Consider the following 21,555-nt stretch of genomic DNA (forward strand, 5'->3'; position numbering starts at 1 on the left):
CCGTTAAAGTGCTGAAAGAAAACACCAAGTAATTGATGTGACGGAGGGAAGTGGCTTGCCACTTCCCTTTTTTGCTGGCGCAAGGAGATGACATGAAAACACCCTCACAACCGCGCGCGATCTACTACATCGTGGCGATTCAAATCTGGGAATACTTCAGCTTCTACGGCATGCGTGCCTTACTTATCCTCTATCTCACCCACCAGCTTGGTTTCGACGACAGTCACGCCATCAGCCTGTTCAGCGCTTACGCTTCACTGGTCTACGTAACCCCCATTCTCGGCGGCTGGATTGCCGACCGCCCGCTCTGTTTAAATCGAACATCAGCTGTCTGCTTGGCGAGCTGTACGATCGTGACGATCACCGTCGCGACGGCGGCTTCTCGCTGCTCTATGCGGCAGGCAACGTCGGCTCGATTGTCGCGCCTGTCGCCTGCGGACTGGCGGCGCAGTGGTACGGCTGGCACGTCGGCTTCGCGCTGGCGGGCATCGGCATGTTCATTGGCCTGATGATTTTCCTGAGCGGCCATCGTCACTTCCGCGACACCCGCGGCGTAGACAAAGCCGCGCTGCAACGCGTCACCTTTGTGCTGCCTGCCTGGGGCTGGCTGGTGGCGATGCTGTGCGTGGCGCCGCTGTTTTTCACGCTGCTGCTGGAAAACGACTGGTCGGGTTATCTGCTGGCGCTGGTCTGCGTTTTTGCCGCGCAGATGGTGGCGCGGATCATGATCACATCGCCGGAGCACCGCCGCGCGCTGTGGCAGATCGTATTGTTGATGGTGGCGGGCACGCTGTTCTGGGTGCTGGCGCAGCAGGGCGGTAGTTCAATCAGCCTGTTTATCGACCGCTTTGTGAATCGTCACTGGTTCAACGTTGAAGTGCCAACCGCGTTGTTCCAGTCGGTGAACGCCATTGCGGTGATGGTGGCAGGCGTGGTGCTGGCATGGCTGATCCGCCCGGAAGGCAGCGTGCGCTCGGTACTGCGCGTGTGGCTGAAATTCGCCGCCGGTCTGACGCTGATGGGCGCGGGCTTTATGCTGCTGGCGCTGAATGCGCGGCAGGGTGAGCTGCACGGCCAGGCGTCAATGGGCATGATGATCGCCGGGCTGGCGCTGATGGGTTTTGCCGAGCTGTTTATTGATCCTGTCGCCATGGCGCAGATCACCCGTCTCAATATGCCGGGCGTGACCGGCGTGCTGACCGGGATCTACATGCTGGCGACCGGCGCGGTCGCCAACTGGCTGGCGGGCGTGGTGGCGCAGCGGACCACCGAATCGCAAATTAGTGATTCCGCTATTGCCGCCTACGGCCACTTTTTCTCGCAAATGGGCGAATGGACGCTGGTCTGCGTGGCGCTGATTGTGGCGCTGGTGATCTGCGCGCGTCTGCTGTTTACCTCTTCAACCCCACGGATGCAGGAATCCCGTCACGATTAACCTGCGTTTCGCTGCCCGTCCTCCCCCGGCGGGCAGCGAAAAATGGCTATTTTTACTGGTGGGAAGGAAAAAAACTCACTGATTTTCGCCAACAATTATCGTGGTAGACGCCGAATCCAACTGGCGATACGCCAGCACGCTCGAATAGAGGGCTAGCAGGCAGCAGAAAAAAGCAAATATAAAAATAGCTGGATAACCAAAGGTAGAGACAATGATGCCGCCGATCAGCCCAGAAATAAGAATTCCAATATCAAAACAGGATTCATAAGTGCTTAAAGCAAGGCCGAGATTCTCATCAGGCATGCTTTTGATTGCTGGCAAGGCCAGTAATGGATAGACCATAGATAGCCCGAAGCCTGTCAGAAAAGATCCTAACATGGCCACCCAAGGGGTAAACGCCAGGCTGATTAAAAGCAACCCCAAGGCTTCAACACACAGAGAGAAAAGGGTCATTTTCAGCCCTGAACTGTCAGCTTTCCACCCCAGTGTTAACCTTGACAAAACATAACCAACACCAAAAAGAGAAATAGCAACCGCAGCCTGTTCACCCCAATTGCGTTGCATAAAATACAGGACCAGGAAGCCGGTAATGGAGGCATATCCTATATTGGCGAGCGAAAAACCTGAGCCAGCTTTCCAGACTCTTTTTACGGCATAAGCAAGGCTTACGTGGTTTTTCAGCGGAGAGACTGACACCGGTTTTACCAGCATAACAACAATGAAACCCATAAGAGGCAATATCGTCATTATCAGAGCGGCTACGTTCAGTCCAGAATGGGCGTAGGACCATGTTCCGCAGAAGTTTCCGATAGCAAGGCCAAGGAACATTGCAATACCCACCCATGACATGATCTTTCCGGCATGAGCTTTTCCGACCAGTCCAATGGGCCAGGTGCCGCTGCATGTAAAAATCAGACTTTCACCGATCCCCATTAATACTCGAGAAAGTAAAATCACGCTGTAGGCCGCGTAGGAAGGTGGTAAAAGCGTAAATGTCAGCCAGCACATTAACCCTGCCGACACGGTCAGAGACAGGCCCAACGTCATTCCTTTTCGCGGGCCATGGTTATCGGAAAAGCGGCCTGCAAATGCTCTGGAAAGCAGAGTGGCTACAGATTCCGCCGCGATAGCCAGGCCGACATAGAAGGGAGAATAATCAGCAATTTTATTGATATACAGTGGAAGGATTGCTAATGATAATCCAAGACTAATAATGGCAAGGAAAAGAATACTTGCAACCAGGCTTGCGGCAATTAAATTATTTTGAATTTTATACATTCATATAATCCTTATATATAACTCTGTTTTCTGATATTTTTATTTTTCCCTCCAGGAATGCCAGAATAGCACGATAAATCATCTTCTGCTCAACTTCAATGATAGCTTGACGGAGATCGACTTCAGTCATTCCATTGCAAATTCTGACAGGTTCCTGATCTATAATAGGGCCAGCGTCAACCTCCTCGTTAATGAAATGGAGAGTGGCTCCCGTAATGCGCAAACCGATATCCAGCGCTTTTTGCTGAGCTTTATCCCCCGGTAATGCAGGAAGCAGTGAGGGATGTGTATTCATAGTTATACAGCCAAACTCATTCGCAAATTTTTTTGTGAAAATTCGTCTAAAGCCACCCAATATAATCAAATCTATCTGGTTGGAACGTAATATTTTTGCAATGTGTTCATCAAACTCATATCGTGATCCGAAGTTTTGGTGATTTATCACATCAACTTTCTTTCCAATAAAGAGTGAGTTGGAGTCGACATCAAAATCACTATTGTTGGTAATAATAAGGCTTAACTCCGCTTCAATTTGGCAATCTTGTAACGCAGCAATTACTGATTTAATCAGGCTGCCTCTGCCTGAAAATAAAAACGCTATTCTTTTCATAGTGTAACCTTTTGTCTTAATGACTTATACTCAGCATCATTTTCTTTGATAGCAGCCAATACAAATTGTCCATCGGTGATGATTTCCTTGCCATCAATAAGTACATATGAAGGGTATTCGTTATTTAAAAGCTTCAATAACGAGACAGGCGTGTTTATATAATCGACGTCAATTTTTTCTTTTTCAAAAAAAATAAGATCGGCTTTGTAACCTGCTTCAATCTTACCTACATTTTCAAGCCCAAGGGTTTTAGCCCCTCCTTCAGTAAGCAAATAAAGCAATCTGGAAGCTGTTATTTTATTATTGAAATCAGAATCACCATGGTGATATAAGGCAAATAATGCATCAAAAGCAAGATTATTCCCAGGGTTAACCATTGCCGCATCGGTCCCAAGACCAATATTGACGTCATTAATAAACGTGCTAATAGGGAGCGTTCCTGCACCAACAAAACTGTTGCTGATGGGGCAATGTATGATCTGCGGCTGGTTTTCTCTAAGCAGTCTGATATCCTCGTCGGAAAGATGGCTGCAATGGATAAGCGTTGTATTTTTATCAAGTATTTTTAATGCTGCTAATCTCTGAATTCCACTTTTCCCGTATCGATCTGTATGGAGATCAACCTGTGTTTTACCTTCATGTGCATGAAGAGTAAGTCGGGAACTGAACTGGCATGCAATCTCATGCAACGCTAAAAGCAGATGATCATCTGCTGCAAGTTCTGATGCCGTCGCTGGTGTAATTGATATTAGCGCATCTTGACCGAAAACGAGTGAAGAGTAGTAATTGTCACAGGCTGTAGCAACAGAATTGCGTTGAGGGCTCTGTCCTTTACCAACCCACATGTTACTTTGGCAAAAATTAACGACACATCGGCATCCTGTTAGCCTCGCCGCCTTAACATCATTTTCTATTCGACTTGTAAACAACCCGAAAGATGTCACTCCCTTTTTTACTCCTGTAGTCAATGCTTTCAGTGCGGCAATGAATTGCCCCTCTGGTGTTTCAAGAGCATTATTCTTATGCACGGAATCAAGAACGATATCTATTGGCGATGCGTCCAGAATACTTCCATGGATTTCTTTACTGGGATGTAAATGTGCATTGACGAGACCCGGAAGTGCAATCAGACTGGAGGAATCAACTATTTTTGCTCCAGTTCCCACGTCTAAGTTATTGCCTGTTTCGGTAATGACTCCATTTTCGATGCAGATATCACCAGGGGTTAGCCGCATTGAGTCGGAATCTAAATATTTAATCCCTTTGAACAGTGTCTTCTGTTTCATAGATAGCTCCTTTTTTTAGCAGATAAAGCAAATGAAAAGTCGAACCAATAAAGTATTATTGATAGTCATTGGCGAGCACTTGATCGGTCTTTATCGCTTACTGAATTCCTGGTGGCTAAAATTTTATTGTATTTTGTTCTGCGATCATAGAACCAAACGCACATCGCAGTGCAGTACTGAACTCGTCAGGACGGGTATACATCCCGTCAGTTAGTATTCCGTTAGTCCCGTTCCTTTCTAAATCCTGGGTAGTAATTGAAGCATATTTTTTCAGTACTAAATCAGAAAGTTTCATATTGCGTGAGAGTTCGCTTGCAATATCTTTTGGTAACATTATTTTCCCGCTACATCCATAGTAAAATTTACCGGTAGCTACATTTTTCAGAACTGCCCAACCATAAAGAAATGTCCCGAATGAATTTTTTTCCGTAAGGCCCTCTAAAGCGATGAGATAATCTGCTTCACTGCTGTGAGTATTTTCAAGATTTTCTATGCGTCGGTGACATCCCAATAGGGCTTCCTCATCTGAGTCAGGAGTTTCGCTTACATCGGAGGGGACGGCGTACCCTCCCAGCGTGAAGTTGTGAAATGCGAGGCTGCATATTTCTTTTGTTGCTTCTACTTTAGCTCTATTTTCAGAGCACAATGCTATAACATAGTGTTTATTCTGCATGGGAATGAATCCATTTAATAACTGCAGTTTCTTGCTTGCCTGACATAATATCGGATATTGTATCCTTCGCGGATACAATTAAAGGCATTTTCTCAAGGTAGTCTTCCGATAATTTATTTTCAATTACAGCATAAGCTTTTGATAGAGTTTTGTTATATATTTGCGTAAACGTAGTCTTCATAACTGTGGAGCCTAACTCAAGATCGGGCATCCCGCTTTGGCATAGGTCCTTCCATAAGAGTTCATGAATGAAGGAAAAAAAGCCCATGTCGTAAGGTAGTCCAGTAATAACATCAGTGCTTCGTGATGTAGTTTCACAATGCAAGGATTTATTTTTGATATAAAATTGTATACCAATCGTACATGGAAAATCTTTCGTATCAGATTTATGGTAGTTTTGGTTTATATTAATTATGGCTCTGCGGGTATCTTTGTTAGTGATCAGGACGTGCTTGACCCAATTATATTGGTTACCATATTCCTCTACATGCTCATAGAAAATATAGTAGCCGTAGTTGGAATTTACGTTACCATTTTCATCTGTCAGGCTCATCCAGAATTTTGAGGCCTTTGCTAGTCCATTCTCAGCTTTCAAACTGCCCTGAAAGTAAGCCAAAAATTCTCTGGATAGATACTTTATTGCTCCTTTTCGTGCTGTGTGGAGTCTGTTCAGAGGTTGCCTTAATAAATAGTTAACACCGTAAGCCTGCTGAGCATCCCCCGCACGTGAGGAAATTGACTCGCCTTCAGAGAGTATGTAATGAATACCTTTTCTTACGAGTTCATCGACAGAGTCAGCTGCAATTGTTAGAAATTTATTTCCAGAAGCTAAAATATCATTAGTCATAAAGCGTCCTTTGCTGATTAAAAAACCTTTTACATCACCAGTGTATCTCCAGTTAAAAAAATTCCAATTACTTTTTTAGGCTTGCGTTGATATATATCCCGGGAGAATAAATTTATTTTTATGATAAGGGAAGCAAATATATTAATAGAATATGAATAGTTATCATTGTCTGCCAGTGAGAAATATAATGTATTGTAAATATATAAAATATTATATCGTGATACGTCTATTATTTCGCAACCGTATAAATACTCTGACAGCATGAATTGAACTTGTAAGCCGTTAAGTTGATAGCATCAGTTAAATCATCAGTATGATCATCTTTCCGACAGGGCTGGTGAAATCGTCCTCCCCCGACGGGTAGCGAAAAATTGCATTTCGTGCGCCTCCCTCTGCTTTTTTCTCCGCCATTTTTTATTTTCTCCGTCTTAATGTGTAATGTGAAATAACGTTTCATTTTACGATTTGGCATAATTTATAAATTACAAAATGAAACAAAACTGGAAGTTTTAGGAAATGGCGTAAGCCGGAGAATACTGGCGCACGCCGGCCAATTAATGGCCGTTGAGGTGCATTTTGATACCGGTGCAATGGGCGCAATGCACAGCCGTCCGCATGAGCAATTAACCTATATTCTGTCTGGCGAATTCGTATTTACTATTGGTGATGAGACGCGGAAGCTGGCAGCAGGAGACACGCTCTACAAGCGGCCTGTCATCCTTCACGACTATGTGTGCCTGACGGCGGGGGTGTTACTGGATACCTTCACGCCATTGCGCGAAGATTTCCTGTAATTAAATATTCGTGGTGAATGTATTTTTTATTTTTAATAAAAACGCCCGCGATAATTACTTGTTTTTACTGGCGGGCGCGATCGTTTTTAATTGTGAGAATGATCACTGAATGATCTTCTTGAGATCCTCTAGCATAAATTAAAACGTTATTTCATTTTTATTCAAACGTTATTTTATGTGATCTGTTAATAATATTACGGATAAGGGGTGTTATGAAGATAAAAAACTTACGGTGGTACATTATTGTACTTGTCATGCTCGGTACCGTCACTAACTACCTGGCAAGAAGTACCCTCGGCGTGGCGGCGCCCGAAATGATGAAAACGCTGGGGTTATCCAGCGAGCAGTATTCGTGGATCGTCTCCGTCTTTCCCTTTACCTACGCCATCGGTGGCATTCTCTGTGGGTTTGTGATTGACCGCTATGGCCTGCGGCTGAGCTTTGCCCTTCTGGCGGCGCTGTGGTCCATTTTCAATATGTTGACCGGCCTGTGCAGCACCTGGCTACCCATCGCCTGGCTGCGTGGTGGCCTGGGGATCACTGAAGCGGCATTTAACCCGGCAGGGATGAAAGTGACCGCCGAATGGTTCCCTGCGAAAGAGCGTGGGCTGGCCTGCGGCGTTTACAGTCTCGGCACCTCGCTGGGCGCAATGCTGGCACCGCCGTTGGTGGTGTGGGCCATCGTTAATTACAACTGGGAAATGTCGTTCGTGGTGACCGGCGGCGTGGGGCTTATCTGGTGCGTGCTGTGGCTGGTTTGCTATCGCCCGCCGGAAAAGCACCCGGCGCTGATCGCCTCGGAATACGACGCTGTACTCGCCGACCAGATCGAAGTAGTGAAAGAGAAAGCCTCGCTGCGTTCGATCATCAAAGACAAAAAGCTGTGGGCGATTTCACTGCCGCGCTTTATGGCTGACCCGGCATGGGGAACCCTGCACTACTGGATGCCGCTGTACCTGGTGACCGTGCGTCATATGAATCTGCAGGAGATCGCCATGTTCGCGTGGCTGCCGTTCCTGACGGCGGATCTTGGCTGCATGTGCGCCGGGGTTATGTCCCGGATGCTGGTCAANNCACCAGTGCCTGTCGATCACCGTCATCAGCATGTCGTCTGATCTGTTCTCAAAACACGAAGTGGCAACTGCCACCGGCTTTGCCGCGTTTACCGGCGGCATGGGCAACTTCCTGTTCGGCCTGTTCCTTGGCGCGATGGTCGCCGTGGTGGGCTACAACGTCTTTTTCGTCGGCTTAGGGATCTTCGATTTAATCGGCGCGTTGTTCCTGTGGCTGGTTCTTNNAAATATGAATCGCGCTTCAAAATGAGCCAGGCGTGGAATAACGGTTTCTGGCTCAGTATGGAAACCGATAATAAGCAGGGCGTCGATGGTTTTGACCAGTCCTCCACCGATTACAACGAAATCGAAGGGAATTACAAATATAAGCTCACGGACACCGTCGCCATGCAGCCCGGCATGGTGTACCACTGGGGAAGCGAAGGGGCGCAGATCCGCCCGTACGTGAAATTTGTCTGGAACATGACGCCCGCCACCTGGAGCGGCATCCGCTTTCGTTATGACTGGAACCAGTACGATTCTACCGATCTGTCGGGCAATCGGGATAAAGCCAGCGCCGGGCGAGTGGATCTTTATTTCGGCTGGCAAAACGACAAATGGTATATCCAGACCAACCCGGTCTTTTATCGCTACGTGAACGACTTTAATTACAACAATAAGCAACAGTCGGCCTGGGAAAACGATCTGGTCATTAAATATAAGCTGAGCAAAGTCTGGCAGCCTTATATCGAGTGGGATTACATGGGCCAGCAGGGCAGTTATCAGGGGCGCAAAGGGCTGACCGAAAACCGCTATCGCGTCGGTATCTCCATCAACATTTAAGGGACGGCAAAAGATGAAATGCAAACTGGCCTGGCTGGCGCTGGTGCTTTCCAGCAGCGCGTTCGCCACCGACTGCCTGACCTGGGACTGCCAGCAAATGCAGACGATCAAAACGCAGATCGCGCAACATGATGGTCGCTATACAGCGGCCTGGCAGGCGCTGCAAAAACAGGCCGATGCTGCACTGGCGCACCCGCGCTGGGCGGTAACGGACAAAACGCTGACCCCGGCGTCCGGCGATAAGCACGACTATTTCAGCTTCGGCCCATACTGGTGGCCGAACCCTGACAGCAAAGACGGCCTGCCGTACATCCGCAAAGACGGGCAAATCAACCCGGATGCGAAAACCCGCGCCACCGACAGCAAACGGATGGTGCAGTTTTCCGATGATGTGCGTGCGCTGACGCTTGCCTGGTACTACAGCGGCGAGGCGAAATATGCGCAGAAAGCGCAGCAGATGCTGCGCGCGTGGTTCATCGACGACAGCACCCGTATGAACCCGCACCTGAAATACGCGCAGGCGATCCCGGGGATCGTCGACGGGCGCGGTATCGGCATTATCGATACCCGCGTGCTGATCGACGTGGCGGACAGCATCGCGCTGCTCGCCACACAGGGCATCATTCCCTCTGACGAACTGGCAGGGTACCAAAAATGGTATGCGGACTACACCGCCTGGCTGAAAACCAGCCGCAACGGGTTTGAAGAGGCGAACTGGTACAACAATCACGGCGCGTGGTATGACGCGCAGGTGACGGCGTTTTCCCTGTTCACCGACGATAAGGCCGCGGCAGCGGAGCAGATCGATATCTTTAAACTGCGCCATCTGGCTTCGCAGGTGAACAGCCAGGGCGAAATCACCTCGGAACTGGAACGTACCCGCTCGTTCCACTACAGCAATTTCGCGCTGGCAGCCTATGCGCGAATGGGGCGCTACGGTGAAAAGCTCAACGCTGACGTCTGGGGCTTTGAACTCGACGGGCGCTCGATGAAAAAAGCCTTCGCGTTTATCAGCGACCAGACCGGGAAATCACCGCAGGCGTGGCGGTATGAAGAACTGCGCTTTACGCCGTCTGAAGCCACGGGGCCGATGCTGGCGGCGGCGCGGGCGTACAAAGAGGCGGCGTTTACGCGCAGCGCGCGTCTGCTGGCGGACGACAACCCGCAGGATATCAATCTGCTGATCCCCGGATCGGTACTGGTGAAATAGTGGAGCAGGGATGAAACAGTTTACCGACGCGCAGATCCAGACGGCACGCCAGCACGTAACGCCAGAGATCGTTAACGCGCTGATGGCCCGCAACCGGGACGTGATTGATAACGATATTCTGGTGCCGGAAACCGGCTGCGCCACCTGGAATCACTACTTTTTCTGCCCGGATCACAGCGTCCGGCTGGTCTGGGATCGCCATTCACCGGGGCGGCATCGCTGCCCCCTCGACGGCGCGACGTTTTCAGGCGAGCCGTATGATGGTGCCTGGTGGCGCTGGCTGAACGGCCTTAACGCCAGAGCCTGCTACGAACTGGCGGTGCTGTGGCTGGGGGNCGCTGGCTGGAAAAAGTGGTGGGGATCCTGATGCGCTATGCGCAGTATTACCCTGACTACGAAGAACACGGTGGCATTCCCTACAACGGGCCGGGGAAGGCCAACGCGCAGACGCTGTGCGAGGCCAACTGCCACGCCGATTTTGCCCGTGGGTTTGATATCATCCGTGCGCAGCTGACCCGTACGCAGGCGCACTATATCGCCGAACGGCTGCTGCGCTGCGGCGCGGAATTTTTAATGGCGCACCGCTGCAATCAGATCCACAACCATGAGGTGAAGATCGGCGCCACTATCGGCATTATCGGCGCGGTGCTGGACGACACGCGTTATCTCGATTTTGCGGTCAACAGCAAATATGGATTGCAGTATCAACTGGAGCACGGCCTGTCGGCGGGCGGGCTGTGGTTCGAGGGCNTACGCGCTGGAAGCGTTCTTCGCCTTCGAAAAAGTGGCACAGGGAAGCGGCTACAGCCTGTTGGAAAAACCGTGGTATCGCCGGATGCTGAGCGTTCCGTTGCAGTTGCTGTTGCCCGATATGACCTTTCCTGCCATCAACGATTGCGTGAAAGGACAGGAGCGGCCTGGTCACCCGGATATCTATGAGTTTGCCTGGCAGGTGTACCGCGAACCGGCGTACGGAGAACTGCTGTCGTGGCTGTACAGTACGCGACCGCGGGATAACATCGACGCGTTGTTTTACGGCGTGGCGCTGCCGGAACAGCACCTGCAGCCGCCGGTGGGCCATTTGCATGCGCCGGAACTCGGCCTGACGATCGTGCGCGCTACGCCGGGCGATGCGGTGTGCATTAATCATCTGCCCTACGGCGGCGAGCACGATCATTACGCCAGTCTGGATCTGATCGTCTATCGTGACGGTAAACCGTTGCTGCCCGATCTTGGCACCACCGGCTACGGCGCGCCGTTGCATTACGGCTACTACAAAAACACCTTTTCCCACAGCACGCTCTGCGTGAACGGGCAGAATCAGCCGCCGTCAAATCCGCAGGTGGTGAGCTGGTCAGAGAACAACACCGAAACCCGGCTGGTGGCAGAGGTGAACTGGCGGCAGCCCATTCACATGCCGGACAGCAAAACCCGTGTCGAATGGGACGAAGCGGCGTATCAGGATGTCCGTTTTCGCCGTCATGTGGTGGTGACTGACCGTTGGCTGATTGACGTGCATGAGGTGGATAACCCGCATCAACAGCAGGTGGATTCTGTGTGGCATCTCAATGCGGCACCGTCCGGCAACAGTACGGGAGAACTGTGTTTTCCGCATGTCCATGCGATCCGCGAAACCCGGCTGGCAGATTGATGTGGGGTGGGAAAACGGCACGTTGCGTGTGGAAGAAGCGCGCTCGGGGTTTTCCTGCGCGCTGGAGGGGGTTACTGCTCAGCCACCCTTTTGAGTGGTGGCGGGGTGGGCGTGCGCGCCATTAACGTTTCAATGCTGCACTCCCGCCACAGCAACCCCTGCAGGGCAAACCAGGGCATCTCTTCCAGCCATTGTCGATGGGCGGGCGTTTCGACGCCCTCGACAATGACCAGATGCTGATTGGCGCTAAAAAAGCGCAGCAGGGAGGACATCAGCTCCTGACCGTTCTTTTTCTCGAACAGGCTCCACAGCAGGCATTTGTCGGTTTTGATAAAGCGGAACGGCTGCACCGCCAGCGCGCTGAATCCGGCGTAACCGGCACCGAAATCATCCAGCCAGAAGGAGTATTTTTCGCTGATTGCCCGGGTGACCGGGCTGTGTTTGATCAGCGTGCCGGAAAACTCATTGATCTCAAAATGCAGGCAGCCCAACTCGTTCACGCATTCGGCGACAAACTCGTTATCCAGCGCCATCAGCGTTTGTTCATCGATGTTCAGCGTCACCATCACGTCATTGCGGTGAAACCACGTCTGATGACGGCGCACCAGCGCGATCTGCTCCAGCAAAATGTCCTGCCGCAGGTGGGGGGAGGCCGCGCGGAAAAACTGCTCGACCTGCGCAAAACCGCTGTGCTTCAGGGGATCGAGCCGCGAAAGGCACTCCACGGCGATTAGTTTTCCCTCACGATTAAACATCGGCTGAAAAACGTAGCGCATCCCGGTGGGTTTACTGATCATCATGGTGTTTTCCTGCCGCACTCCCGGTTATTTGAACGTCACGTCGATATTGGCGGAGGCGTTGAACGTTCCTTCCTTCGGCGTCGTGCTCAGCCATTTCAGGCTGGCAAGAAAATTCGTACTGATCACGCTGCCGTTGACGTAGCCCAGCGGCACCGGCGTTTTCAGCGGGATCCAACCGGTAGGGTTATCGGCGGGCGAAATCAAAATCCCGAAACCGCTGTTGGTGGTCGGCAGAATGGTGGTGGTGTCCTGCGTTGGGTAGGTGGTGCTGAAGCTCGCTATCAGCGTCTGTCCCTGACAATCCTGCCCCGCGCCGGTCAGGTTCGCCTGCACCGAGAACGGCACCTGTTTTTCGATTTTCCCCGTCACCGCATTACGCGCCGGGATCTTGCCGAAATTCACCAGGGTGCCGTTATTCGCGACCACGGTGATCTGTGGATTGCAGGAGATAAAGTGAATATTCCCCAGCCCGGCGATATACGCACGGAAGTTGCTGTTTGGACGGTTGTTGAGTCCGCCAACACCATCCACCTGGAACAGCGCGTACTGCGAATTATCAGTAATCTGCCCGTTCTGCGGCGGCTGCTGGCCGGTGGCTTTGATATATACCGTACAGCCGCCACGACCATCAGGGCGGCAGGTCGTGCCGGGGCCGACCAGCGTTTTCGCCGACGGCGACGGTTTATAGTCCACGCTGTGATAGGTCACGCCCACTTCCAGCGATTTGTGGATCGACTGCATCAGCGTGGTCGGGTCCCAGTACAGATAGGCATCTTCGCCTCTTGGGTAGCCGTCGGTATCTTCGCACTTAAAGGTGGAGGAAAAGGTTTGCGAGCGCCACAACAGCGTGCCTGCCGTCAGGCTGGAGGTGGAGACGACAATCGGTTTGTCCAGCGTAATGACCTGCTTTACGCTGTTGGTTCCCGCTTCTTTACAGGAGAGCGCGAAGCTTTTCAGCGGCAGCGCGGCGGCGAGCAGGGTGAACAGGACTAACCCGGCCCGGGTGATTTTTTGCGTTACGCACATGGTCAATGTTCCTTTATTTTGTGCTGCAGGTCAGGGTGACTTCCTGATATCCACCAGGCTTATCAGTATCAATGGGCGGCAGTTGCGGTACGGTCATCATGCAGGACTGGTCTGGGTTATCGCCCCATTTCATCCGCAGTTTCTCGCCGCTTTCGACACCGGACACATAGGCTTTCCCCTGAGTGCCGACGATACCGATGCTGCTGCCCTGAGCGTTGAAAATGGTCGCGCCAATCGCGGGTGTCTCGCCGTCATCCAGCGTGCTGTGAATGAGCAGGCTCTGGCCGAGGTGCGTGTCAAACACCACTTTGCCGATGGCGCGCTGGGTCGGCACGATGTCCTTCGCCGCCAGCGGAATGTCAAGACCGTTGCCGATGTCCGAGGTGCGCAGTGCGACGCGGTTGTGACGGTACGGCATCGCCGAGGTTTGCACCGCATAACCAAAGCAGTCGATGGCCGCGCCCGGCTGGTTCTCCAGACGCACGCCCTGCGCGCCTTTTGCTTCAACTAACACGAAAGTGTTCTGCAACGGCTGCGACAGCGTCACGCCGCCGGAGTGCATCACCACGCCGCCCGCCACGTTCAGCGACGTCTGCTGATAGCGCGAGTTGTAGCTGTGGCCAACGTCGATATTGCCCGCGCTGCCCTGATAGCCAAGGTTCGCCAGACTGGTGTCGCCGCCATGCCGGGTATGCCCCGTCTGCACGAAATAGTTCATGCGGTTGTCGTCGAGCAGCGTGCCGCTGAGGCCGGTGCTGTAGCCATCGCCGCTCTGCTTGCTGTGGGTGGCGTTGAAGCTGGCGGTCATGTCGCGGTTGTGGTCGAAGACGCTGAACGGAATTGACAGATTGAGGTTCACGCTGTTGTCGCTGTAGCCGTAGTTGCTGCGACTGTTCTGGTAAAACACGCTGTAGCTGACGCGGTTCCATGTAGTGCTGAATCCAGTCTGCACGGTGCGGTCGTAGGCCGAGGTGCCCCAGTAGTTCTGACGGCTGAGGATGGCGTACAGCGATGCGCCGGCGATGTGCTGGTTTACCGACACCTGAATGCGCTGGCGTTTGTTGTTATAGCGCTGGGTGTCGTAATACTTGCGCTGTTGCGTCGCCCAGTCCGGCAGGCCGTTCGGGTTGTTATCCTGATCGTAATACTGGGTGCGGTAGAAGCCGTTGGCCCAGCTCGCGCGCTCGGCAATGGCGTCCGAAAAATCGTAATAGCCGGAAGTGGAATAGCGGTAACCGGCGAGCTGGAACTCGGTTCCCAGCGTGTTCAGCGCTTTGGAGTAGAGGAAGCGGAAGCTCGCGCCGCGCTTGCTGTCGCCAGACGCCAGATCGGTGTCTGACCAGGCGGCATCCACCGACGCCGCGCCCAGCACGCCGAGGTCGGTCCCGACGCCCAGCACGCCGGAACGGTAATGTTCAGCAAACAGCAGACCGCCGTATGGCGTCAGGTCATAACCCATGCCGTGGGAAAAGGTACCCTGAACGAATTTCGGCTGATAGCGGCTGCTGCCGTCGTGGTATTTCCCGGCGGTGAACTGATACTCCCGGATCCCTTCACGCAACATGTTCGGTACGGAAGAGTAGGGCACGGAAAAGCTGTGGCGCGCGCCGTCGGCTTCAATCACCGTCACCGCCAGATCGCCGCTCAGCGTGCTCGGATAAATATCGGTCAGCGCAAACGGGCCGGGCGGCACCATGGTGCTGTATACCGTGTAGCCGTTCTGGCGCACTTCGACGCGGGCGTTGGTGTTCGCCACGCCGCGTACGACCGGCGCATAGCCGCGCAGGCTGTCCGGCAGCATTTCAGGAATGCTGGCGATCTGTACGCCGCGGAACTGGATGCTGTCAAAAACGTCGTTGCTGGTATTACTCTGACCAATCTGCAGACGGCTGCGCCACGGCGCAATGTCAGTTTCCGCCCAACTGGAGACAGAATGCCATTCCTCTTTCTGCCCCGGTTGTCTGGAGAGCGTCGAGTTGTTGCGAAAACGCCACGCGCCAAGGTTTGCACCGTTGTTCAGCGACAGAAACGTGTAATCACCCTGACGGATACTGCCGCCGTCGGTATAACGGCTGTGATCGCCGCTGAAGGTGTAGTTGACGTAGGCGGCGTTGATGCCGTCGTCATACATGCGCGGCGAAATGGCACCCTGCGGACGCGGCTCCATGTGGGTTTGCGGAACGGAGATATCCAGCTCCTGTAGCCCGGCGTTCCAGCTCAGCGTACTGCCCGGAATACTTTTTACGATGTCGTAGCAGGCGTTGCTGCCTGCGGTTTCTGGCACCAGAACGCCGTATTCACGATAATCGTCCGTGCTCAGGCAAAAGGTCCCCGGTGTATTTGGCTGCAGCTTTTTAAATTCAATTTCACGATGGTCGACGCGTTTTTTGTTGATATAGATATCGAACGGATAACGACCTGGTAAAATATCATCGCCACTGGCCAGATCTTTCACCAGCGCCACGTTATCTTCACCGTGAATAAACGAGGTATTGAACTGTTCTTCAGCGTAAGAAAAGGGCGTCACCAACAATGGCATCGCTGAAACATACAGCGTACAACGGATGCGAGAAGCCAGACGTCGTGGTGACGTCGCCATTTTTTGAGCGCGAGCCATTGAGTTCATCCCTAAGCTGAATTATTGAATGCGTGCGTCTTTAACGTCGGTATGGCCGCCGTAATCGTTGATAAAGGTGAACGACNTTGTCAGCGTGTCTTTCGGTTTGACCATATCCGCATCCACTTTCCAGGTTTTATTGCCGCTGCCTTTCAGCGTCACTACGCCAAACGTCACGTGCAGTGGGCCGTTGTTGATCACGCGCAGGGTATTTCCCTGTTTGTGCCAGCGCAGCGCCTGCGCCTCTTTCAGCAGCGTGGTATTCATCGCGGTCGGGCGATAAAACAATTTGACGCGAGTTCTGACGGCAATTTGCAGCACGTTTTCTTGTTTTGCCGATGGGGGAATTTCCTGAACGTTAATCCAGTAAACGCTTTCGCGGTCGGTCGGCAAGCCGCTGCCGGAATAAATAAAGCGCAGGATCGCGTCTTTATTTCCGGCGAGCTTCAGAATCGGGGGAACAACCTGCATCGGTAAATTATTCGGCGTTTTACTGGCGTCGCCGGTATCAAGCCAGGTTTGCACCATCCAGGTTTCATCCGTGTCATTGTGAATAGACAGGGCGGCCGATTTTTCATTGCCGTTGTAAATCACCCGGGTTTCGTCGACCTGAATACCGGCCGAGGCCTGTAAAGACACAAGAAATAAGAGTGATGCCAGTTGCTTTTTCATTGACTCAATCCGCTTAAAGGCGCAGACCATCCCTGGTCCGAATAACCGTTCCGTGAATTATTTGTATTCGATGGTGAAGTTGGCGTTCGCGTTGGCGGTGCCCGCTTCGACCACTTTGTCGAAAGATTTGTAGCGCGCTTTGAGGTTAAATATCGCGGTACCGTCAGTGGCGTCCTGCGCGGACGGGGTGATAGTGACCCACGGAGAATCGTTGTCAGCAGGCTGGTTGATCGGGATGATTTTCTCGTTGTTGTCGAGGATCTCAATACCCACGCCTTTCGCCTGATCAACAGACAGCAGGTTCGGGTTGCCTGCCACGGTCTGGCCGTCAAAACGCAGGGAGTAATCGCCCTGTTCGCATTTCTCCAGGCTGATGGTAAATGCTTTAGACGCCGTCACGTCGCCCACGTTGGCAAAGGCGGTGGTCGGGTATTTACCGATGAAAACGTGTTTATCCTGATCGCCAGACACCACGTTACAGGTGGATTTCACGATTTCACCGGTGAATTCAACCTTACCATTGGCTGCATAGGCGTTCATCGCTGTTGCTGACAGGATCAGCGCAGCAGCGGGCAGCAAAATCTTATTCATTTTGACTCCATGTACTGGTTTAGAAAATAACTATTAGCGGGCAAATAATGCGGGCTTGTTATTAATGCGAATGCTCGATCAAAAAAGTCCGGCTGGACTGATTGGGCGGGAGAAATTTACATTAAGAATTTTCTTAGATTGATTGTTTTGACGATTGGATTTTCAAAAATTAATAGTTCGATGTGATGGATGCTGTTATTGATTTGTGCCTGGTCTGAAACAGGTTATTTACTTTATGCACATTCCGGACATTTATTTTCAGGTTTATTTCGCAGCGGGCGGAGATGAATAAACAAGGTAACTGAAGTTAATCGATTGATATCAATCGTAGTTCCAGGATTGATAGGCACAAGCAATCAAGGCGGTCGCTATTTTCTGTTACTATGCCGCCGTTACCTCATTACTGACGTCATATTGTTGCCAACGGAATATGTCGTTAGCCGATGTTTATATTTCCGCAGCGGAAATTAATTCCTTTATTGTTTAGCAATTTCAATTGCCTCTTTTTTTGCCGCCATGAAACAAACAGACGGGTAGCGTTTGATACTTGTATCATAAGGATAATGACAAAATGGATGACGCCTGGGTGAAGCAGGGTCTGTTTGAAATCATTGCGATATTGCGCGAAGCCGTGAAAAAGGGCAGTCGCGTTGATGTCCGGGCGAAGGCGCGGACCATCGCCACGCGTATTCTGCGGTTAGACTCATCAGGATTCTTAATCCCCTGGAGCGAAGAGCTGTTCAAAGAGGGGCGCGCACTGAGTTTTGCCATTCAGGATTATAACGCCAAATATGATTTCAAAACCGGCAAAGCGAAACCGATAACCAGTAATGGCGTCAATTGCTTATACATCGCCTTTCCGGATGAGATGAATGTCACCCAGCGGCGAAAACATTTGCGCCTGTTTCTGGCCAATAAGCATCAGTTTTTCTGTAGTGGGAAATTTAATGACGGTCGTAAATACCGCTACAATATTAAGGATATTTCCCACGGCGGTTGCGCGCTTATTGTGGAAGATGACGAGCGCGTCGCCTCATTGTGCGGCAGCACATTACGCAATGCCGCATTTGATTTTGGCGATATCGGGACGATAGTGTCCGACCTGCACGTGATTAATGTAAAACGTATTAAAGAAATAGCCGACGATGAGAGTGAGCGATTTTATATTCATCTCTCGTGCCAGTTTAAGCGTATGAATGAGAATACGCTGCGCAAGCTGGACAATGTCATCGTCAAATTACTCCTTGAAGAGAAACGTTTGCGCCGGTTGTAATGGCTGGCGCTGCGGATCCCGCCGTAGTCAGAATTGAAATTGATGAAACATATTATCGTCACTTTACGGGTGCCGGACTCCAGTTCGCCATTGCCGACGCTGGCCTTGAACCGGTTTTTGTTCGTTCGATGGCTGACCTGCCATTTGCCTTGCGGGTTTACCCACAGGCACCTTTGTTTATTAATCTGCTGGGCAACGATTACACCCCCACCGATAAGATCCTCTGGCTGAATAATCATGCTGGCGGGTTTGCCCAAAAACAGGTTGCGCTGCTGCTCAAGCGCCAGCATGAAACACTGGTGCCAGAATTGCTGTTGCTGGATCATTTTCTGACTGTCGTGGATAACGTCTGCGTGGTGCAACTGCACGAAACGCTGTTGCAGCTGGTGGTGAATCAAAACCGGCCGCACGGCGATACCGCGACGATAGAGCGCGGGCGCCTGACGCAAATGGAAAAAAGCATATTGCGGTTGTTGCTGCAGGGGGCGGATATTCGCCGGGTGTCGCAACTGCTGGCGATCAATTACAAAACCGCGCAGGGACATAAGATGAGCGCTGTCCGTAAGCTTGGTTTTCGTAACAGCGCGCAACTCTATAAAAATCTGAACGGGTTTCGGGCGCTCGCCTGTTGAGCGCCCTGCGGGTTACGGTTTGATGTTGTCCAGTGCCGATAACGCCCAGTCTGGTAGCAGGAGATCGGCGGCAGCGAGGTTTTCCTGCAGATGCCCCAGCGACGAGGTTCCCGGAATCAACAGAATGTTGGGTGAACGCTGCAACAGCCACGCCAGCGCCACCTGCATCGGCGTCGCCTCGAGTTTCTCCGCCACCTGATTCAGATCCCCGGACTGCAACGGCGTAAAGCCACCGAGCGGGAAGAACGGCACGTACGGAATATTCTGCGCGGCAAGGGTATCGATCAGCGCGTCGTCCTGACGATTCGCCACGTTGTAGAAGTTCTGCACGCAGGCGATGGGCGTCATTTTCTGCGCATCCGCCACCTGTTTTGCCGTCACGTTGCTGAGCCCGATATGGCGAATCAGCCCGCGTTTCTTGAGCGTAATCAGCGTATCAAGCGGCTCTTCCAGCGGCCCCTCTGCCGGGCCGTGAACATCCAGCATACTGCGCAGATTCACTACGTCCAGCGCCTCAAGACCCAGATTGCGCAGGTTGTCTTCCACCGCCTGTGTCAGTTCGGCGGGTGACATGGCGGGGGTCCAGGGCGCTGACTTTGGTGACGATGCACAGCGACGCCGGGTAGGGATGCAGCGCCTTGTGAATCAGTTGGTTGGTAACATGTGGACCATAAAAATCGGAGGTGTCGATATGATTAACCCCGGCGTCCACCGCCGCCTGTAATACTTTCACCGCCGTTTCGGGATCTTTCGGCGGGCCAAAAACACCCGGACCTGCCAGTTGCATCGCGCCATAACCCAGGCGATACACCTCACGATCGCCCAATACGTACGTACCAGATTTTTTCACGCTCGACATGGTAACTCCTCTCAGGATATGAACCGACAGACGGCTGGTAGTCAGTGTAACTCTCTGACGGCAGAAAGGGATATCAAGGAGTGTAACCGAAGGTGTGCGTGGCGGCCCGGCGNNTCAGGCTGCCGATCGAGCGATAAGGTTTTAGCGATGGGATCAGGTAGGTGGAAAGCGTCGGCATGATAAATAGGATCATGGCGATAAGCGGCCCGCTGATGGCGTAAATCATCGAAATGGCGTTCGGATTGATGCAGCACACCACGAAGGTGATCCCCGAGACCAGCAGGATGGAGACCGCGCGGTTAAACGCCCGGCTTTTGTGCACGCCCACCTGATTCAGCGACGTTTTGACGATTTCACTGGCGCCTTCAATCACGCCGAAATAGGTGCCGAGGAACGATTTCGACATGGCGACCACGGCGACGATAATCCCTGACAGCGCCAGCCAGCCGGGGGAATCGGGCATCATCGACAGCGCGGACAGAATGGTCACGCCTTCATTTTTTGCCGATTCGATGTAGTTCACCGGAATCGACAGCAGGCAGCTCACCACGAAAAACAGCACACTCAGGCAGATGATGAGATACGCCACCTTCATGATTTTTTTGCATTTACCCATGGCCAGATCGCCATATTTTTCCCGCCGGTCGATGGCGAAAGTGGAAATAATGGGCGTATGGCTAAAAGCAAAAACCATCACGGGAATGGAGATCCAGACCTGATGCAGCGTGTGCGCACTGAATTCCATCTGCCCCGCCAGCAGTTCCGGCTGCCAGCTGCCGGTCAGCCAGAGCGACAGAAACAGAAAGTAAGCAATCAGCGGGAACACCAGAAATCCCATCACTTTCAGTGTGATGTGGCGGCCCATCAGGAAGATCAGATTCAGCACCAGCACCACGCCAGCACTGACCATCACCCGCACGGCAGTGGTCACCGGCTGATGTTTGGCCAGCTGTTCCGTAAGTGAATTGGTAATCGCCACTGCGTAGATCAGCACCACCACGAAAAAGGCGATGAAGTAGAGCGCAGTAATCAGGCTGCCGATCTTTTTGCCGTAATAGTGCGTGACCGCACCGGTGATGCCGACATTAACGGGCGTGTTTGAGGCGAGGATAAACTGACACAGCGCACGGTGCGGCCAGTAGGTCAGCGGCCAGGCGACAAGGGCGGTGATCAGCAGGACAAGGCTCCCGGCGGAACCGAGCTGGATGGGCAGGAAAAGCGTTCCCGCACCCACCGCGGTGCCATAGAGGGCAAAACTCCATAGCGTCTCTTCTTTAGACCAAATCTTAGACATTATTTGAACGTATCAACCATCAAACTTAAAAAACGGAGTGCAATTTACCATAATTGAGGCTTATACGGGGCGGATAGTTTTGTTTAAATTACGCACAGGCGGTGAAGCGAGT

General features: G+C 52.1%; 18 protein-coding genes and 2 pseudogenes. 8 read left to right on the forward strand and 12 right to left on the reverse strand.

Going from position 1 to position 21,555, the window contains the following annotated elements; all coding sequences use genetic code 11:
* Positions 1-92 precede the first annotated feature (92 nt).
* A pseudogene (locus tag GM30_RS22640) lies at positions 93-1,435 on the forward strand (POT-type proton-dependent oligopeptide transporter).
* 75 nt (positions 1,436-1,510) lie between these two features.
* Here GM30_RS22640 and GM30_RS22645 read toward each other — a convergent pair.
* The 5 genes from GM30_RS22645 to GM30_RS22665 form a co-directional block, all read right to left on the reverse strand.
* Positions 1,511-2,713, reverse strand: coding sequence for an MFS transporter (locus GM30_RS22645; protein WP_049850430.1), 1,203 nt, complete (start codon positions 2,711-2,713; stop codon positions 1,511-1,513).
* A complete protein-coding gene (gene purN / locus GM30_RS22650; RefSeq protein ID WP_049850431.1) occupies positions 2,706-3,323 on the reverse strand; it encodes a phosphoribosylglycinamide formyltransferase in 618 nt (205 codons plus the stop codon). The genes GM30_RS22645 and purN overlap by 8 nt, the downstream gene beginning before the upstream one ends.
* Positions 3,320-4,609, reverse strand: coding sequence for an amidohydrolase family protein (locus GM30_RS22655; RefSeq protein WP_049850432.1), 1,290 nt, complete (start codon positions 4,607-4,609; stop codon positions 3,320-3,322). Before GM30_RS22655 ends, purN begins: the two co-directional genes overlap by 4 nt.
* A gap of 115 nt (positions 4,610-4,724) precedes the next feature.
* The gene (locus GM30_RS22660) at positions 4,725-5,282 is read right to left on the reverse strand and encodes a DUF84 family protein (protein WP_049850433.1); all 558 of its coding nucleotides are present in this window, start codon (positions 5,280-5,282) and stop codon (positions 4,725-4,727) included.
* Positions 5,272-6,129 carry a thymidylate synthase gene (locus GM30_RS22665; protein WP_049850434.1) on the reverse strand — a complete coding sequence of 286 codons (858 nt, stop codon included), beginning with the start codon at positions 6,127-6,129 and terminating at the stop codon, positions 5,272-5,274. The genes GM30_RS22660 and GM30_RS22665 overlap by 11 nt, the downstream gene beginning before the upstream one ends.
* A 473-nt stretch (positions 6,130-6,602) precedes the next feature.
* Between GM30_RS22665 and GM30_RS22670 the strand changes: the two genes are divergently transcribed.
* The 5 genes from GM30_RS22670 (at position 6,603) to GM30_RS27505 (ending at position 11,679) form a co-directional block, all read left to right on the forward strand.
* Positions 6,603-6,923, forward strand: a complete 321-nt coding sequence (locus GM30_RS22670) for a cupin domain-containing protein (RefSeq protein WP_049850435.1) — start codon at positions 6,603-6,605, stop codon at positions 6,921-6,923.
* Between the two features lie 254 nt (positions 6,924-7,177).
* On the forward strand, positions 7,178-8,038 hold the full coding sequence (locus tag GM30_RS22675; protein ID WP_476691233.1) for an MFS transporter: 861 nt from the start codon (positions 7,178-7,180) through the stop codon (positions 8,036-8,038).
* 204 nt (positions 8,039-8,242) lie between these two features.
* The gene (locus tag GM30_RS22680; RefSeq protein WP_080993487.1) at positions 8,243-8,818 is read left to right on the forward strand and encodes an oligogalacturonate-specific porin KdgM family protein; all 576 of its coding nucleotides are present in this window, start codon (positions 8,243-8,245) and stop codon (positions 8,816-8,818) included.
* A gap of 13 nt (positions 8,819-8,831) precedes the next feature.
* Positions 8,832-10,028: an alginate lyase family protein gene (locus tag GM30_RS22685; RefSeq protein WP_049850437.1), complete on the forward strand. Its 1,197-nt coding sequence runs from the start codon at positions 8,832-8,834 to the stop codon at positions 10,026-10,028.
* Positions 10,029-10,863: 835 nt separating this feature from the next.
* The gene (locus GM30_RS27505) at positions 10,864-11,679 is read left to right on the forward strand and encodes a heparinase II/III domain-containing protein (protein ID WP_238582697.1); all 816 of its coding nucleotides are present in this window, start codon (positions 10,864-10,866) and stop codon (positions 11,677-11,679) included.
* Positions 11,680-11,750: 71 nt separating this feature from the next.
* On the opposite strand, the gene GM30_RS22705 is transcribed toward GM30_RS27505, so the two are convergent.
* The 5 genes from GM30_RS22705 to GM30_RS22725 form a co-directional block, all read right to left on the reverse strand.
* Entirely contained in the window at positions 11,751-12,479 is a 729-nt protein-coding gene (locus GM30_RS22705; RefSeq protein ID WP_049850441.1) for an EAL domain-containing protein, read from the reverse strand.
* Between the two features lie 24 nt (positions 12,480-12,503).
* Positions 12,504-13,505 carry a fimbrial protein gene (locus GM30_RS22710; protein ID WP_049850442.1) on the reverse strand — a complete coding sequence of 334 codons (1,002 nt, stop codon included), beginning with the start codon at positions 13,503-13,505 and terminating at the stop codon, positions 12,504-12,506.
* A gap of 13 nt (positions 13,506-13,518) precedes the next feature.
* The gene (locus GM30_RS22715; RefSeq protein ID WP_049850515.1) at positions 13,519-16,122 is read right to left on the reverse strand and encodes a fimbria/pilus outer membrane usher protein; all 2,604 of its coding nucleotides are present in this window, start codon (positions 16,120-16,122) and stop codon (positions 13,519-13,521) included.
* A gap of 21 nt (positions 16,123-16,143) precedes the next feature.
* Positions 16,144-16,794 carry a fimbrial biogenesis chaperone gene (locus GM30_RS22720; RefSeq protein ID WP_049850443.1) on the reverse strand — a complete coding sequence of 217 codons (651 nt, stop codon included), beginning with the start codon at positions 16,792-16,794 and terminating at the stop codon, positions 16,144-16,146.
* A gap of 57 nt (positions 16,795-16,851) precedes the next feature.
* Positions 16,852-17,385 (reverse strand): fimbrial protein, encoded by a 534-nt coding sequence (locus tag GM30_RS22725; protein WP_049850444.1) that lies wholly within the window; start codon positions 17,383-17,385, stop codon positions 16,852-16,854.
* Positions 17,386-17,956: 571 nt separating this feature from the next.
* On the opposite strand from GM30_RS22725, the gene GM30_RS22730 reads away from it, so the two are divergent.
* Together GM30_RS22730 and GM30_RS22735 are read left to right on the forward strand one after the other, a co-directional pair.
* Positions 17,957-18,658, forward strand: coding sequence for a flagellar brake protein (locus tag GM30_RS22730; protein ID WP_049850445.1), 702 nt, complete (start codon positions 17,957-17,959; stop codon positions 18,656-18,658).
* Positions 18,658-19,290, forward strand: coding sequence for a helix-turn-helix transcriptional regulator (locus GM30_RS22735; protein ID WP_049850446.1), 633 nt, complete (start codon positions 18,658-18,660; stop codon positions 19,288-19,290). The genes GM30_RS22730 and GM30_RS22735 overlap by 1 nt, the downstream gene beginning before the upstream one ends.
* 78 nt (positions 19,291-19,368) lie before the next feature.
* Here GM30_RS22735 and GM30_RS22740 read toward each other — a convergent pair.
* Both GM30_RS22740 and GM30_RS22745 read right to left on the reverse strand, forming a co-directional pair.
* Positions 19,369-20,149: pseudogene (locus tag GM30_RS22740) on the reverse strand (oxidoreductase); the annotation flags it as partial.
* Between the two features lie 73 nt (positions 20,150-20,222).
* Entirely contained in the window at positions 20,223-21,443 is a 1,221-nt protein-coding gene (locus GM30_RS22745) for an amino acid permease (RefSeq protein WP_049850447.1), read from the reverse strand.
* Positions 21,444-21,555 lie beyond the last annotated feature (112 nt).

It is taken from the genome of Trabulsiella odontotermitis (genome assembly GCF_001188485.1).
GTDB lineage: Bacteria > Pseudomonadota > Gammaproteobacteria > Enterobacterales > Enterobacteriaceae > Trabulsiella > Trabulsiella odontotermitis_A.